Origin of the sequence: Methanothermobacter tenebrarum (assembly GCF_023167465.1) — an archaeon.
GTDB classification, from domain to species: domain Archaea; phylum Methanobacteriota; class Methanobacteria; order Methanobacteriales; family DSM-23052; genus Methanothermobacter_A; species Methanothermobacter_A tenebrarum.
In genome coordinates, this window is sequence record NZ_AP025698.1 from 118,666 (window position 1) to 133,322 (window position 14,657).

Annotated in this window: 22 protein-coding genes; 15 read left to right on the top strand and 7 right to left on the bottom strand. The window is 41.1% G+C overall.

The window, feature by feature from the left end; translation table 11 throughout:
* The first annotated feature begins 10 nt into the window (after nt 1-10).
* Entirely contained in the window at nt 11-874 is an 864-nt protein-coding gene (gene dapF / locus MTTB_RS00575; protein ID WP_248564612.1) for a diaminopimelate epimerase, read from the top strand.
* Here dapF and MTTB_RS00580 read toward each other — a convergent pair.
* From MTTB_RS00580 to MTTB_RS00610, 7 genes are all read right to left on the bottom strand, one after another.
* Complete coding sequence (locus MTTB_RS00580; RefSeq protein ID WP_248564613.1) at nt 866-1,453, bottom strand: HemK2/MTQ2 family protein methyltransferase; 588 nt, start codon at nt 1,451-1,453, stop codon at nt 866-868. The genes dapF and MTTB_RS00580 overlap by 9 nt on opposite strands.
* A 24-nt stretch (nt 1,454-1,477) precedes the next feature.
* On the bottom strand, nt 1,478-2,293 hold the full coding sequence (gene rsmA, locus MTTB_RS00585) for a 16S rRNA (adenine(1518)-N(6)/adenine(1519)-N(6))-dimethyltransferase RsmA (RefSeq protein WP_248564614.1): 816 nt from the start codon (nt 2,291-2,293) through the stop codon (nt 1,478-1,480).
* On the bottom strand, nt 2,293-2,883 hold the full coding sequence (locus tag MTTB_RS00590; protein WP_248564615.1) for a DUF655 domain-containing protein: 591 nt from the start codon (nt 2,881-2,883) through the stop codon (nt 2,293-2,295). The genes rsmA and MTTB_RS00590 overlap by 1 nt, the downstream gene beginning before the upstream one ends.
* A gap of 26 nt (nt 2,884-2,909) precedes the next feature.
* Nucleotides 2,910-3,245, bottom strand: coding sequence for an RNA polymerase Rpb4 family protein (locus MTTB_RS00595; protein ID WP_248564616.1), 336 nt, complete (start codon nt 3,243-3,245; stop codon nt 2,910-2,912).
* Nucleotides 3,246-3,251: 6 nt separating this feature from the next.
* Nucleotides 3,252-3,539, bottom strand: coding sequence for a 50S ribosomal protein L21e (locus tag MTTB_RS00600; RefSeq protein WP_248564617.1), 288 nt, complete (start codon nt 3,537-3,539; stop codon nt 3,252-3,254).
* Nucleotides 3,540-4,713: 1,174 nt separating this feature from the next.
* Entirely contained in the window at nt 4,714-5,916 is a 1,203-nt protein-coding gene (locus MTTB_RS00605; RefSeq protein ID WP_248564618.1) for a tRNA pseudouridine(54/55) synthase Pus10, read from the bottom strand.
* A gap of 10 nt (nt 5,917-5,926) precedes the next feature.
* Nucleotides 5,927-7,258, bottom strand: a complete 1,332-nt coding sequence (locus tag MTTB_RS00610) for a signal recognition particle protein Srp54 (RefSeq protein WP_282570364.1) — start codon at nt 7,256-7,258, stop codon at nt 5,927-5,929.
* A gap of 95 nt (nt 7,259-7,353) precedes the next feature.
* Between MTTB_RS00610 and hpt the strand changes: the two genes are divergently transcribed.
* The 14 genes from hpt to MTTB_RS00680 all read left to right on the top strand — a co-directional run bounded on the left by hpt (nt 7,354) and on the right by MTTB_RS00680 (nt 14,656).
* On the top strand, nt 7,354-7,923 hold the full coding sequence (hpt, locus tag MTTB_RS00615) for a hypoxanthine/guanine phosphoribosyltransferase (protein WP_248564619.1): 570 nt from the start codon (nt 7,354-7,356) through the stop codon (nt 7,921-7,923).
* A 1-nt stretch (nt 7,924) separates the two neighbouring features.
* Nucleotides 7,925-8,914 (top strand): diphthamide biosynthesis enzyme Dph2, encoded by a 990-nt coding sequence (dph2, locus tag MTTB_RS00620; RefSeq protein ID WP_248564620.1) that lies wholly within the window; start codon nt 7,925-7,927, stop codon nt 8,912-8,914.
* Between the two features lie 89 nt (nt 8,915-9,003).
* Nucleotides 9,004-9,576 (top strand): exosome complex RNA-binding protein Csl4, encoded by a 573-nt coding sequence (locus MTTB_RS00625; protein WP_248564621.1) that lies wholly within the window; start codon nt 9,004-9,006, stop codon nt 9,574-9,576.
* A 16-nt stretch (nt 9,577-9,592) separates the two neighbouring features.
* Nucleotides 9,593-9,850, top strand: coding sequence for a DNA-directed RNA polymerase subunit L (locus MTTB_RS00630; protein WP_248564622.1), 258 nt, complete (start codon nt 9,593-9,595; stop codon nt 9,848-9,850).
* A gap of 3 nt (nt 9,851-9,853) precedes the next feature.
* Nucleotides 9,854-10,453, top strand: a complete 600-nt coding sequence (locus MTTB_RS00635) for an endonuclease dU (protein ID WP_248564623.1) — start codon at nt 9,854-9,856, stop codon at nt 10,451-10,453.
* A gap of 10 nt (nt 10,454-10,463) precedes the next feature.
* Nucleotides 10,464-10,904 carry an NUDIX domain-containing protein gene (locus MTTB_RS00640; protein WP_282570365.1) on the top strand — a complete coding sequence of 147 codons (441 nt, stop codon included), beginning with the start codon at nt 10,464-10,466 and terminating at the stop codon, nt 10,902-10,904.
* A gap of 52 nt (nt 10,905-10,956) precedes the next feature.
* On the top strand, nt 10,957-11,271 hold the full coding sequence (locus MTTB_RS00645) for a transcription factor S (protein WP_248564624.1): 315 nt from the start codon (nt 10,957-10,959) through the stop codon (nt 11,269-11,271).
* 28 nt (nt 11,272-11,299) lie between these two features.
* Complete coding sequence (locus tag MTTB_RS00650) at nt 11,300-11,677, top strand: hypothetical protein (protein ID WP_248564625.1); 378 nt, start codon at nt 11,300-11,302, stop codon at nt 11,675-11,677.
* A gap of 70 nt (nt 11,678-11,747) precedes the next feature.
* Nucleotides 11,748-12,482 (top strand): proliferating cell nuclear antigen (pcna), encoded by a 735-nt coding sequence (gene pcn, locus MTTB_RS00655; protein WP_248564626.1) that lies wholly within the window; start codon nt 11,748-11,750, stop codon nt 12,480-12,482.
* Between the two features lie 20 nt (nt 12,483-12,502).
* Entirely contained in the window at nt 12,503-13,120 is a 618-nt protein-coding gene (locus tag MTTB_RS00660; RefSeq protein WP_248564627.1) for a DNA replication complex subunit Gins51, read from the top strand.
* A gap of 100 nt (nt 13,121-13,220) precedes the next feature.
* On the top strand, nt 13,221-13,499 hold the full coding sequence (locus tag MTTB_RS00665) for a 50S ribosomal protein L44e (protein WP_248564628.1): 279 nt from the start codon (nt 13,221-13,223) through the stop codon (nt 13,497-13,499).
* A gap of 15 nt (nt 13,500-13,514) precedes the next feature.
* Nucleotides 13,515-13,694: a 30S ribosomal protein S27e gene (locus MTTB_RS00670; protein WP_248564629.1), complete on the top strand. Its 180-nt coding sequence runs from the start codon at nt 13,515-13,517 to the stop codon at nt 13,692-13,694.
* Between the two features lie 9 nt (nt 13,695-13,703).
* On the top strand, nt 13,704-14,483 hold the full coding sequence (locus tag MTTB_RS00675) for a translation initiation factor IF-2 subunit alpha (RefSeq protein WP_248564630.1): 780 nt from the start codon (nt 13,704-13,706) through the stop codon (nt 14,481-14,483).
* Complete coding sequence (locus MTTB_RS00680) at nt 14,474-14,656, top strand: RNA-protein complex protein Nop10 (RefSeq protein ID WP_248565333.1); 183 nt, start codon at nt 14,474-14,476, stop codon at nt 14,654-14,656. Before MTTB_RS00675 ends, MTTB_RS00680 begins: the two co-directional genes overlap by 10 nt.
* Nucleotide 14,657: the final 1 nt, after the last annotated feature.

The following is a 14,657-nucleotide window of genomic DNA, read 5'->3' on the forward strand; positions in this document are numbered from 1 at the left end:
GGTGGACAGAATGCCAAGGATGATACTATTTTCTAAAATGCACGCCCTAGGCAACGACTATATAATCGTGGATGAGAGTAGAGCAGAATGTATAAGCGAGGATGAGAAACCAGATTTTGTATCAGAAGTCTGTCAGCGAAGATTCTCCATCGGAGCCGATGGTGTCATATTCATAGAACCCCCAACAGGAGAAGGTGATATAAGGTTCAGGGTGTTTAATGCTGATGGAAGCGAAGCTGAAATGTGCGGTAATGGTATAAGATGCTTTGCCAAGTTCGTATATGATAATGCCATCATAAGAAAAAAGAAACTCAAAATAGAAACCCTCGCAGGCCTCAAAATTGTTGATTTAAACATTAATCAGGGGATGGTGGTCTCTGCACGTGTAGACATGGGACTTGCAACCTTCAAAACAGCTGAAATACCGATGAAATCAACCAAGGACGAATTCATAGAAGAATACCTTGAAGTTGATGGCCAGAAGATAAAACTCACAACAGTCAATGTGGGTAATCCACATGCGATCATATTTGTGGATGACCTGGAATCCGTGGACCTGGAAAGACTCGGACCCCTCATAGAAAATCATCACGTTTTCCCAGAAAGGATCAATGTACATTTCGTTGAAATACTAGACCCATCAGAGATTAGTATGATTACATGGGAGCGTGGCGTTGGACCTACACTAGCCTGTGGAACAGGCGCCACAGCAACGGTTATTGCAGGTAACAGGATAGGAAGACTAGATGAGGAAGTCCTTGTTCATCTTCCTGGTGGTGAACTTAAAATCCAAGTTTACAAAATGGACAATAAAATAGGCGCCTATATGGAGGGTGATGCCATCCTAGTATTTGACGGTATACTATCATGGTAATATGGCGGTTATAACCACTATATCCTCATAGAAGAACCTCTCAGATGCTGTGATCTCCACATAGAATCCCATATCCTCCAATTTTTCTATTGTCTTTTCTATGTTTGAAAGTGATGACTGCACCATCTGGACCATCCCACCACCCCTGAGGTGACCTTTAACTTCCTTGATAAACTTGTCTATTATCCTTCTACCATCCTCTCCCCCATCCCAGGCCTTGTCGATGATCTCACCTGTCAGATCCTCATCCGAACTTGGAAGATACGGTGCATTAAATAATATAACATCAAATTTTTCGCCTTTAACAGGTTCGAAAAGATCCCCCTGTAATGTTCTTATCCTTGCATTGTTGATTTCGGCGTTTTTCGCCGCACATTCAACAGCATGGGGGTTTATATCGGTGGCCGTTACATTAGCCTTTTCAGCGGCGACTATAGCCACTAGACCAGTCCCAGTCCCGATTTCAAGGACTTCATCACCCTCCCTTACCCTAAGGTTATCTGCGAGTAAAAATGTGTCCTCTGCCGGGGCGTAAACGTTTTCACATACCCGAATTTTAAAGTTCTTGTATTTTATCATGGCTGATCCCTAGGCTTAGGGGGGCTAGGAGATTACCCTCTTAAGTTCATTTGAAATCTTAAGAATCTCCTCAGCGGTTAGAGTGAAAACCCTTTTCTCCAATAATCTAGGATCTATAAGCTCCACTATTTTCCTCGGATCCGCATCAGCACTTATCTCATGGAATGATTCGATAAGGGCATTCCGGGCCTTTTTCCTTTTATGTTGGAAGAGGGCCCTGCAAGTCCTTTCAAATATTCCATTAATCTTCCCCTTCGGGGTTAATTTCAAAATGACAGAATCAACCTTTGGCGGGGGTAAAAAGGCACTTCTCGGAACATAATCTAGGATCTCGATATCGGCCATAAAATATAAGGCTACTGAAAGGCGTGAATAATCCTTGGTCCCTGGTTTGGCGATCATTCTCTCTGCAAACTCCCGCTGGTACATTAAAATGCCAAAATCAAAATCATATTCAAGTAACTTGAAGGTTATGGGTGATGATATCTTATAGGGTAGATTCGACACTATCTTGTTAAAGTACGGAAAATCTATTTTCAAGGCGTCGCCTATGATTAATTCAACATTCTCATAATCCTTTAACCTGTCTTTTAATATTGTGGCGATCCTTTTATCCTTTTCAATGGCTATAACCTTACCCGCACGTGAAGCTAGGGGGATTGTAAGGGTTCCAATCCCAGGGCCGATCTCCAGGATAGTGTCATCATCCTTTAAATCGGCATAGGATAATATTTTCTGCCTTTTAGAATCGTCGATAAGGTAATGTTGACCTAACCTTTTATTTAGACGGATATTATAATCTTTTAGGATCTTTTTAGTTTCAGTTGCTAGATTCTTCATTATTTCCTTGATTCCACCCTTTTTCTGGGCGGTCTTGTGAAAAGTACGTATTTCCTTTTACCCCTTTTCGCCTTATCAACATCTAATTCCATGAGAACCCTCTTAACTAATAATTTAACCGGGTCAGCTAACATTGGAACCCTCTTTTTAATATCCTCAAAGCTTTCGAATTTTTTCTCTTCACGCGCCTTGAGGATGTCCCACATGTGCTTTTTACCAATCCCTGGTAACAGTTCTAATTGGTGGAGTCTCGTGCTTATGGGTCCTGCCTCGTTGAAGAATTTGACGAACTTTTCCTCATTTGATCTTATAATCTCTTCGATGACATAGGGTAATTCAACCCTTGCCGTGGCTGTTAATTCGTTGTGACGGAGTCGCCTGTTTATCCTAGCTATCTTATCCCTTTTACCCTTCCCTATATAGACTTCCTCGTGGATTTCAAGGTCCACGCCAGGTTTTGGTGTTAATTCGAGGAGTGTGAACTCGTCCTTGCCTATGGCCTGGGCTACTGGTCTTCTTTTAAAGCCGCCTAGGCCTTCGCTCACATACCCCAATGGGAGATAGTCTAGGATGATGGCATACTCTTCCATAAGACCCAACTCAAAATTTTGGTGTATTATCTGTACTTTTCTATTATTTTCAGGATATTCTCAAAATCCTCATTTTTTATAGGTATCCTTTCTTTGGCGAATATTAAACGCACATCCGCAACATCCTCGGGCATGAGATCTGCAAGTCGGACTGCATGCTTCTTTTTTATATTAGGGAGTTTCATAAGTTCTTCTATTAATTTATGCGCATCCTCGGGGCCTATCTTGGAGAATTTACTGACATGTTCTAGTGCAAGATTCTGTTCATAGGTGAATTCGTGTTTCTCTGCGAATTTTTCTAGGATTACTTTAACTTCTGCCATGGGCACAGGTTCTGTTTCAAGGATCTTCTTCCCTATCATAATGGATCACTCTTGTAATTGGAGATGTTCTGGTCTTACGATGAGTTTTTTATCCTTTTTACCATCTTTTATTGCCACGACATAGGATTTTCCCATTTTATCAATTACTCTCCCTGTTTTGCCATGGAATCGTGGGTGTGGCTGTCCCCTGTGTATGCTAGGGTCTATTATTATATGCACAAGGTCATCTACTTGGAAGTCTTGTATTTTTCTTGTTATAGGATTTGTCCGGCCTCTTTTCGGCTTTTGTAGCTTGTATCTTGTTTTGCTCCTGAAACCTTTTGATCTTTTCATGTTGATAAACCTCCATGATCTTGAAAAAACTAGGTGATCATATAAGTAACTTGATTTTATTTATCTTCTTACCTAAATATTTTCCGTTCTCTCTACTTTTGGAATATCTGAAACTACTATGTGGAGGAAATTTCCAGCCTTCCAATTTTCATTGACAGACTTTTTTGAAGGAATGGATACCCTCCCACATTTTCAAGGCTCTTAATGGGATATTCCAACCACCCACAGTCCCCCTATAGGCTTTGAAATCACATTTTGAGCACTTAAAGATTGTATACGGTTGGACTTAACCCCATGGGGGGATTGTAGGCGTGATTAACATAAACCTTAATGTCTTTTTAACTTCGCTTTATAAGACTGTAGTAATTCTGGCAACGGAGCCTACCATTCACCTCCGCAGAATAACGGATTGGCTCTCCGGTTTCAATTAAATCTCCTAGGATGTCCCCCTATTGAAGGTTTCTTTAGCAATTTTTAGGGTCGTTCACCTCCAATCATGCTCAGCATACTCTTCTAAGTTTATCAGCGGGGAAAACACCCCCAAGGAGGGGAGATGAATATATAAACTATGGGGGGGAGATTACAAGTATACGGGACCTGGACAGTCCCCCCAGACCATGAAGGAACCCCCCCTCTAGATGGTATACCGGCAACTCCTCATCATCGAAGCACCCTGGGGGTAGTTCACAGTTTTTTTGTCTCCTTTTTCCAACTGCTGGCCCTTCTTCTGGGTTTTCTCCTCTTTTATGGGTATTGGATAAAATTTCTTTTTTGGGCAATGATATTTATGGTAGGGAATATAGATGTGATATGAGAGGTGAATGAATGTGTCAGTCATCCTAGAACCTATACTCACTGTTAATTTCATATTTTGTATGATAATCCTAGTAATGGGATATTGGGGGTTCCGGAAATTTGAAAATCCCCTACTATTTTATATTGGCCTAGCCTTTGGACTTTTTGGAGTGTCCCATTTGGCCCAGTTGACAGGGTACCCCAGTAATACATTATCCCTTATAATAATACGGACTATAGCCTATCTACTAGTTATCTTCGCCCTCTTTCACACTATAACAAAAGTGTGATTAGATTTTAATAGGATGTTTGGGGGCCTCCATGTAGAGGGGGAGGACTTTGGGGGGGTATCAGTTAACATGGGGCCTATAATTGTGGGTCATTCAACTTCTAGGACGTCAAGTTCGATGCATTCTGCGGGGGTTTTAAGTATTTCACTTACACTTGGTTTTGTCCTCCCATCATCACCTGAGATAAGCTCCTTTATGTAAAGCCCCCCTTCAGTCTTTAATATAAGTTCAAGGGTTCTGGGATCAATTATCTCCCATTTCACGTCGATTACTCTTCTTTTCCGTATTTTGTCCGCTCTTCGATGGGATACCCTCCTTGGGGTTCTTTGCTTGATCAAATTTAACGATTTCAGCCTTTCGAGGGTTGATGGTTCGATTTCATCCTTTAATTTAACCTTAGCCCGGTAGATTTTATAAGAAGATGAACTTTTGATTTCCACTTTACGATTGCGTGTGGAGAATTTTAAGTCTAAAACTTCGATTTTGCCCCCGGCGGATTTATTGATCTCATTAGCTATCTCTTTGAGGTTTAGGGTTCTTATCCTCGGTTCTTTGATTTCGAGTATGAAGGGTCTTCCTTTCCCGAGCATCCTCACGTCGACATCTTCTCTTCCAGCTCCGTGGAATTTTGACCCTGACCCTTGAGTTGCCTTGAGCACGGGCTCCGCGACTAGTTCTTCCACTGATGTGGGGTACATTTTACCGGTGAAATTGCACCTTGGACAGCCCCGCCCTTTACATTCTCTACAGGGCCATTTTGTCTGGGGTATGCCCCTTACGAGTTTCCTGTACCGGCCTTCTATAAATAAGGGGTTTATCTGTATCCATGCCCGTGGTTTTAATGTTCTGAAGTCAACTTTAACAACAATATCAGGGTTTTCGAAGTCTACACTACAATTAAACCTTTTTTTCAGGATTTTCCCGAGTTCTCTGTTAATTTCTTTTTTTATACTTTCAACTTCAATGTTTAACTGGTTGTTTATCTCCTCATCAGTGCTTAATATGTCCTCTGGTAGTCTGCTTCCTACTAGTAGGGTTGAAAATTCAAGGTTTAGTTTTTTTATTTTTTTTTCGACATAGTCTGCTGTTTTTTCAAGATCTTCTAATATCCCTTTACAGATTTTGCACTTTTTGTCTGATTTTTTTAATTTGAAGGTTTCAGTTAACTTTTCAGCCCTCTTAGGATTGCCTGGCCCTGATATGATATCTGAGAATTTGCGTCCAAAACAATTTGGACATATGCTCCCCCCTGTAATATCTAGTAGTTTTTCCAGTCTCTTTTCCGCTTCCATGTTCAACTCCCTAGCGTAGGAATTGTTTCATTAATTGTCCCATCGGACCTCCCCTGTTCCGTCTTCCAAGGCCTTTCATGGCCTTTTTTGTAACCTTGTAATATTTTAGGAGTTCTTTAACATCCTCGTTCCTTGTGCCTGAGCCCCTTGCGATCCTTTTTATCCTTGAGTGTTTGATCGCCTCTGGGTGGTCCAATTCATACTCTGTCATAGAATCCATTATGGTAAGGTATTTCTTGATCTTTTCTTCTGTTGCATCAGGGGCGTTCTTTGGCAGTTTATCAAGGCCTGGGATCATGTTTATGACTTGTTGTAGTGGGCCCATTTTCCCCATCATCTCGAATTGCGATTTCATCTCCCTTAGGGTGAATCTGCCTGTTAGGATGGCGTCTACTGTCTCTTCACTCACTTCTTGTTCTTCTGCGATCTCCTCTGCTTTTTCTAGTAAGCTTCTGATGTCCCCCATTCCTAGGAGTCTGGAGATGAACCTTTCTGGGTCGAAGACTTCGAAATCTTCTAGTTTTTCGCCGGTGCCTATGAATTTTATTGGGGCTCTTATCTCCGCAACTGCTGATAGTGCGCCACCACCCTTGGCTGACCCGTCAAGTTTTGTCACTATTATTGACCCAACAGGGGTGCTCTGGGAGAATGCTCTTGCCTGTTCTCCCGCTTGTTGCCCTATTGTACCATCTATTACGAGTATTGTCTCATCTGGTCTGATTACAGTTGATAATTCTTTCATTTCTTTGAGTAGGTGCTTTTCTTCTTTGTGTCGTCCTGCCGTGTCAAAGATTATAACATCGTAGTCTTTGAATTTTTCAAGTCCCCTATCCGCGATTTCTAGGGGGGTCTGGTTTTCTGGTTCCCCATAGACTGGTATGTTGATTTCTTGCGTGAGTTGTTTTAACTGGTCGAATGCGGCTGGCCGCCATGTGTCTGTACATACTATGGCAGTGTTGAGTCCCTTCCTTTGGAAGTGGCGGCTTAGTTTCCCTATGGTGGTTGTTTTACCACTCCCTTGCAATCCTACAAAGAGTATCTTATAGGGTTTTTTGTCTATTTTGAGGGGTTTTGGGGTTTCTCCAACGAGTTTCACCATTTCCTCGTATACTATCCTTATAATATGTTCCTTGGGGGTCACGCCTTTTGGGGGTTCTTCATCAAGGGCTCTTTCCTCTATTGACTTGGATAATTTGAATACGAGTTTTATATTAACATCTGCTTGGATTAATGCACGTTGTATATCCTTTATAACCTCTTTCACCACTTCCTCATCTACTATGGTCATCCCTGCCAATTTTTTCATAGTCTTTGCGAGAGTCTTGCCTAGTTTGCCTAACATGATAATCACTTTGAAAAAAATTAGATTAATAACTATAGAAATATATTAGGGATATCCCAGATTTATATTTATAGGATAGAACCCTTGTGATGGAAATGCTAAAAAAATTGGAGAAAACACTGAAAAAGGCACCCATCATAAAAAAAGGAGAGTATAACTACTTTGTGCATCCTATAACCGATGGGATACCCCTCACAACCCCTGATATACTAGAAGAGGTGGTTGATGAGATAACAAAACGCTATACTCTAGATGTTGATAAGATAGTGTGTATAGAGGCCATGGGCATACACCTTGCCACAGCATTATCACTTAAAACTAGAATACCATTCGTAGTTGTGAGAAAACGCGAATACGGACTCCCAGGCGAAGTCGCAGTCCACCAAACCACAGGATATAGTGAAGGGGAATTATACATCAATGGCATCAAAGAAGGTGACAGAGTCCTTGTCATAGACGACGTTGTAAGTACCGGAGGAACATTATTACCAGTTCTCCAAGCCCTCAAAAAAATGAACGTAGAAGTAGCTAAAGTCATAGTAATAATAGAAAAAGGCGAAGGCAAAAAACTCGTGGAAGAAAAAACAGGCCACAAAATAGACACACTAATAAAAGTAGATATCATCGATGATAAGATAATAACAAGCCCCCCAAAGGAGGCCTAGCTTGGCAGATTACCAATTTGACACCCCCAAAGTCATAAAAGAGGCTAAAAAGTATAATCCCAAGATAATAGGATTACAGTTCCCAGACGGTCTTAAAATCCACGCAATAAAACTGGCCAGAAAACTTGAAAAAGAAACAGGTGCTACCATCCTAATATCAGCAGATCCATGTTATGGTGCGTGTGACCTTGCAGATACCAAACTGGAAGGTATAGTCGATCTTCTAATCCATTATGGTCACACACCCTTACCAATTGATTATAGTATCCCAGTCATCTTCATAGAAGCATACGCCAAAATCGATATAATACCCGCCCTCAGATCCTCCCTCAAACTATTATCAGGATACGAGAAGATAGGGGTGGCCACCATAACCCAACACTTACACTTACTCGACGAAGCCACGAAATTCCTAGAAGAACATGGTAAGCGGGTTTTATCAGGCAAGGGGGCGGGTACTAGACGAGGGCAGATCCTAGGTTGCAATTTCTCATCAGTTAAAAAATTAGACGTTGATGCTTACCTATTTATTGGTAGTGGAGATTTTCACCCTCTTGGTATAAGATTATCCACAGGGAAACCGGTTATCGCAGCGGATCCATACACAGGACAGGTGAAGAACATAGAAGATTTTGCTGATAGGATTTTAAGGATAAGATTTGCTGCCATTACAAGGGCCAGGGAAGCCAAGAAATGGGGGGTTATAATGTCATCTAAGAAGGGTCAGAGGAGGCTATCCTTGGCCCTCAGACTGAAACAGGCCCTTGAAGAGTCTGACAAGGAAGCATTTATAATAATATTAGATGATATTTCTCCGGGGTTGCTCGCCCCCTTCAGGGAATTGGATGCTTTTGTAGTTTCTGCTTGTCCGAGAATGCCCATAGATGATTATCAATTATATGATAGGCCCATTTTAACCCCCATAGAATTGGAGATAGTCCTTGATAAAAGGAAATGGGAGGATTATACCCTAGATGAGATCCTATTCTAGGGATACAAAGTATATATATGAGAAGATAAAAAAGATAGAATTAGAAAGACTTATACTATTTTTTGTATTAATCCTATTGAGGTGAACTGATGAAGGCGAAATCTGGGGATTTTGTTTTTCCCGGAGACTCCTTGGCTGTCATAGAAGAATTCGTACCAGCAGAGGGGACATACGAAGAAAAGGGTAAAATAAAATCGCTCTTTGTAGGCGAAGTTGCGAGAGATGAGAAAAATAAACGCATAAAAGTCATATCAAAGACAGAAACACCCCCAATACTAAAAGAAGGTGCAGTAGTCATCGGAGAAGTTATCGAAGTGAGGGGTCAAAGGGCCCTAGTAAGAATATACCATGTTAAGGGTAGTTCACGAGCCCCTGTAACATCATTCATGGGTGCAGTCCACATCTCACAGGTGACAAATGGCTACCTATCAAAGTTGACAGAAGCCTTTAGGATAGGGGACATAATTGAGGCTAGAGTAAGCAGACTAGTAGGCTTAACTGGCATAGACCTCCAAACCACACAGAGGAGTCTTGGGGTTATAAAGGCTATGTGCACCCGTTGCAGACACTTCATGAAAAAAGCAGGAAATGACGAAGTTATTTGTCCAAATTGTGGTAACAGGGAAAAGAGGAAACTCTCCACAGATTATAAGCTTAAATAATATTGGAGGAGAAAAAGTGAAGATTATCCGCGACGAGAAAAATGAACTGGAGATAATATTTGAAGGGGAAACTCACACACTCTGTAATGCCCTGCGCAAAATCCTCCTCGAAGATGAAACCGTGAAGGCCGTAGCATACTCCATAGACCATCCCATAATAGGGGAACCCCACATGTATATAAGAGGGGATAATCCACGCGAATCCCTTAAAAGGGCGGCTAAGACGCTTAAGGAAAAATCCAAGGAATTCAAGGACCTTATAAAAGCGGTCTAGTCCATGAAAGAGAAAAAATTCAGGAAGATAAAATCTGAGATAAGGATCCTGGGGATCGATGACGCCCCATTCACACCCCACACTAAAGATGATGTCCTAGTTGTTGGCACCGTTTTTAGGGGTGGCTCATGGTTGGATGGTGTCCTAACAACCCACATAAAAGTTGATGGAACTGATTCTACACCTAAGATAATTGAAATGGTTAAAAATTCAAGACACTTCGACCAATTAGGTGTTATAATGTTAGATGGGATAACACTAGGCGGTTTCAATGTCGTTGACGTGGAAAGAATATTCAAAGAAACCGGCCTCCCGGTTATAATTGTTATAAGGAAAATATCCGACTTTAAAAGGATAAAAAGAGCACTCCAAGGAAAATTCAAGGATTGGGAGTGGCGATGGGATGCAATAAAAAGGGCCGGTAAAATATACCCGGTAAAGGTTGAGGACACCATCTATATACAAGTGAAGGGCATAAAATTAGATGATGCCATGGAGATCGTTAAGATTTCAACAACAAGGAGCGCGATCCCGGAGCCTATAAGAGCGGCCCATCTTATCGCGGCAGGGGTGGAAAAGGGGGAATCAAAGGGTAACGCCTAAACCAAAAAGGGTGGTTAAAATATACAAGAATCCTCTATTAGCAGTGGATATTGTTATCCTCTGCCCCGATGATAGTATCATACTCATCAAAAGGAAAAAGAACCCATACAAGGGATTCTGGGCGCTCCCAGGCGGTTTCGTAGAATATGGGGAGAGGGTTGAGGAAGCAGCCCTAAGAGAAGCCTGGGAAGAGACGGGCTTAAAGGTGGAATTAGATCATCTACTAGGTGTTTATTCAGATCCAGACCGTGACCCCCGCGGACACGTTATAAGCATATGCTTCATAGCCCACAAGATCGGTGGAAAATTAAAGGCAGATACAGATGCCAGTGAAGTTTCCAAGTTCAAATGGGAAGAACTAAAGAAGATAAAATTAGCATTTGACCATGCTACCATACTAGAGGATGCATACAAGTTTCGGAAAAAAATTATAAAAGGGAAAAATGTATAGAATAGAGGTCACTGGTAAAAAATATCAGATCCTATGATCCGGGAGGAAGAAGATGGAATTTTGTCCAAAATGTGGAGCTATAATGTTCCCAGACAAAAAAAAGTTTAAATGTAAATGTGGACATGAAAAGAAGATAACAAAGGAATTATCAGATAAATACAAGGTATCAGAGAAGATTGAAAGCAAGGAAAGCGTCATATTCACCGGAGAAGATGTTAAAACCCTCCCCACGACCAAGACCGAATGTCCAAAGTGTGGGAACAAAGAAGCTTTTTGGTGGATGCAACAGACAAGAAGGGCTGACGAAGCCGAAACCCGCTTTTTAAGATGCACCAAATGTAAATATACATGGAGGGAATACGATTAAAGACCAATTCAATAAGATCTTCAAGGATTTGAAAAATAATATCCTCAAGATAGAATTCAAAAAATACAACCTCGAGGATATGATAATAGAATTCAAAAAAACTAGGAAGATCCTATATGATAAAAGGGATGATATGATATCATATGGTGGCGTTTTCATAGGCATACTATTTCTCATATCAGGCGTCCTATACCTGAATCCACCCGTTAAAAAAGTGGCAGACAATGTCATATTTGGTGAACACGCAGTCATGGCAGCCTTCCTCATGATATTAGGGATCCTAGTTATAGTAGCTGCGCTGAAAGAGAAGATCATTTCAAAAACGCCACTAGCTAGTATCTATACCGAAATGAAAGCAGTGGAAACTGAAAAGGATAAAAAAGATAAAAAGAATAACATTGAATAATCCTTTTCATGGAGGATACCCCCCACACCCTAGGAAATTTTTAAAGAATATACAGTGAGGAGGACTATAAATGTTTAAGGCGGAATTGAGTGACCCTAACATTTTAAAGACGAGTTTTGATGCTATTTCATCAATTGTTGATGAAGTCCAGATACAAGTGGATAGTGAAGGCATGCGCTTAGACGCCCTTGACAGGAGCCATATAACATTCGTACACCTTGAACTCCATAAGGAACTATTCGATGAATACGAATGCGACGAACCCGAGAAGATCAACATAGACACCGAAGAATTAATGAAGGTCCTCAGACGTGCCAAGGCAGGTGATCGTCTAAGGATAACAAGCGACGATGCCAACCTCATATTAACATTCGAAGGAGAGGCTACACGCCAATTCAAGATAAGATTAATAGACATTGAATACGAAACACCCCAGCCTCCAGAGATAGGATATGAAACTGAATTTGAAGTCCCATTTTCACTATTGAAGGATGCTATAGCAGATATTGACATATTCTCTGATAAGATCACCTTCAAGGTCGACGAGGAAAAATTCATAGTATCTGCCACAGGAGAATTCGGCGATGCGACAGTAGAATATTATCATGGCGGAAAGATAAAAGAACCAGCAAGGAGCGTATATTCACTCGACAAGATCAGGGAGATGCTAAGAGCCGATCGATTCAGTGAAACAGCCACAATAAACCTTGGGAATGACATGCCCCTCAAACTAACATTAAAAATGCCAGATGATATGGGAGAATTAAGCTTCCTCCTCGCACCACGCCTAGAAGCCGAAGAATGAAAATTTGGGGATGAATAGGCTTGGATGATTTCTTCAGGGAACTTAGGAGGATACAAAAAAAGGAAAGGGACGAACGTGGACTTGCAAGGGTAGGTGATGATTTCTACAAGAAAACCCATGAATACATGGAAAAACTCATGGGCACCCTAAGCAAAGACCCCTTAAATAGCAAGGGACACCACCTTCTAAGGGAAGTTCAAAGGATAACCATGGAAATATGTGAACGCAGAGAACATAAAATAACTGACATCGCAGTAATGAACGTCCAAAGATCATATAATCTCTTCAATAAAAACCCCAAATTAGACTTGAATGATAAAAGTCCACCCAATCTAACCCCTGAAGAAAAGAAATTATATTCATCTATCACAAGTCTTTTAATCGAACACCGCTCCAGAGTATTCCCAATCCTACAAAGCAAACCAGCAAACACAAAAGCCTCCAACAAAAAAGAGAAAATAAAATCCGCCAGAACCGAAATCGAAACAATCATAGTATATGATGAAGTACCATCAACAATTGTTGGAGTTGATGAAAAGGTTTATGGACCATTCAAACCCCAAGATATTGTCAGATTACCATCCATCACCGCAAGGATATTCGTAGATTCCGGCAAAGGACGGTTTATTAAACATTAAATAATCCAACACCACCAAAGTTATAAATAGACAATCATTGATATAATTACCATGAAAATTATTTTTCAACTTTTAGATGATATTCTGAGGTGATTACAAAATGAAAATTCCTAAAGAAAGAAGGACATACTGTCCACATTGCAGGAAACACACCATCCATGAGGTACTAGAATCGAAAAGGCGTAAGGCCAGTGAATTAAAATGGGGTCAAAGGCAATTCAGGAGGGTTACCGCAGGTTACAGAGGATATCCAAGACCATTACCCTCAGGTAATAAGCCCGTGAAAAAATTAGACTTACGCTTAAAATGTAAAGAATGCGGAAAATCCCACACAAAAAGAAGAACATTCAGGGTCGGGAGAGTTGAATTCACCACATAATCTGGGGGTGTGGCCATGTTCTATGAAAGTAGGAGCAATTTTCTACGGGTTAAATGCATAGATTGTGGAAACCAACAGATAGTATTTGACAGGGCCGCATCCTATGTACAATGCATAATATGTGGCAAGACACTAGTTGAACCAACCGGTGGCAAGGCAAAAATCAAAGCCCAGATCCTAGAGGTCCTAGACTAAGGTGTTTTCATGGTTAGAAGGAGAAAAGAGTGGCCGGAAGAAGGCGAATTAGTAGTTGCAACTGTACATAAAGTTCTAAGTTATGGCGCCTTCGCAAAACTTGAAGAATATCCGGGTAAAGAGGCCTTCATACACATCTCAGAGGTTTCATCAGGTTGGGTTAAAAACATAAGAGATTTTGTCAGGGAGAATCAGAAGATCGTGGCTAGAGTGTTAAGGGTCAACCCTGAAAAGGGACATGTTGACGCTTCCATGAAACGCATAAGGGATGATCAGAGACGGAAGAAAATACAAGCCTGGAAGATCGAGCAAAAGGCTGAAAAATTTTTAGAATTAGCAGCTAAAGGTCTAGGTAAAAGCCTTGAGGAGGCCTATGATGAAGTAGGTTATGATTTGATGGATATATTCGGCGATCTTTATGGTGCATTTGAAACCGCAGCAGAGGAAGGTGAAAAAGTGCTAATAGAGGAGAGAATCCCCAGAGAGTGGGCTAAGGCCATCACAAAGATCGCTAAAAAAAATATAACACCCCCAGAGGTTCAAGTAACAGGATATGTGGATATTAAATCTTATGCCCCCAATGGTATAGAGATAATTAAAAAAGCCCTCAAGGCCGCCCAGAAAGTAGGGGCGATCGTACAGGCTGTTGGAGCACCCCGTTACCGTTTAATAGTTAAATCAACAGATTATCCAACAGCCGAAAAGAAGCTTAAAAAGGCCGCGCAAAAGTGTATAGACATAATAACAAAAGAAGGGGGAAAAGGCGAATTCCATCGTGAATTAACATGAAAATGCGAAAATGTTCTTCTTGTGGAGAATACACGTTAAAGGAGAAATGCCCATATTGTGGGATGAAAACAAAGAACGTGGCCCCGCCAAGATATTCCCCAGAGGATAAATATGGGAAATATAGGCGCATTTTAAAAAAGCAAATGCTCTTTAAAAAAAATAATGGGGGGTAAA